The sequence below is a fragment of the Brevundimonas denitrificans genome (genome assembly GCF_030160755.1).
Lineage (GTDB): Bacteria > Pseudomonadota > Alphaproteobacteria > Caulobacterales > Caulobacteraceae > Brevundimonas > Brevundimonas denitrificans.
In genome coordinates this window covers 1-625 of sequence record NZ_BSOY01000206.1, presented here as the reverse complement: position 1 = coordinate 625, position 625 = coordinate 1, and the positions used below count along the sequence as shown (strand labels likewise).

The 625-nt window shown below is 63.0% G+C and carries 1 protein-coding gene; it reads right to left on the bottom strand.

The genetic code is table 11. From position 1 onward, the window contains the following. Positions 1–600: PDZ domain-containing protein (locus QQJ79_RS15775; protein ID WP_284223880.1), on the bottom strand; the 600-nt coding region annotated here is incomplete at its 3' end. Positions 601–625: the final 25 nt, after the last annotated feature.

Genomic DNA, 625 nt, shown 5'->3' with positions numbered 1-625 from the left:
GATTTCAAGGGCAAGGGCCGGAGACAGGTTCCCCACCTCTGCACCGGCCAGTGGCTGCGGCCCGCCCAGTGTCACCAGATCCCGCGGCGGGTCTTCCGGCGCTTTTTGCAAGGGAACGTTCACTTCGATATGTTGGCCGTTCCTGTAAATACCGAGAGCGGTCGTCTTGCCGATCTCCCCTGTGGAGACCCGATAGAGCAGGGCTTCCGGCGCCAGCACTTCCTTGCCATCAACCGATGTCACCACATCGCCAACCTTCAGGCCCCCCTTTGCGGCGGCCCCACCCGGATAAATACTGTTCACCAGCACACCGCCCGGCCGGTCCAGCCCAAGACTTTCTGCGGCATCCCGTGTTACCCGCTGCCCACTGGCGCCAAGCCACGGCCGGATCACCTCGCCATTGGCAAGACCATTGGCCAGAACAGACCGGACCAGATTGGCCGGGATCGCAAATCCGATACCAAGAGATCCGCCGCCCTTGCTAAAAATGGCCGAGTTGACCCCGGCCAGTCGCCCGTCCATGGTCAGCAGCGCGCCGCCGGAGTTTCCGGGGTTAATGGCCGCATCGGTCTGGATGAAGGACCGAATGTCGTTGCCCACACCGGCATTCCTGTCGAGGGCGGAC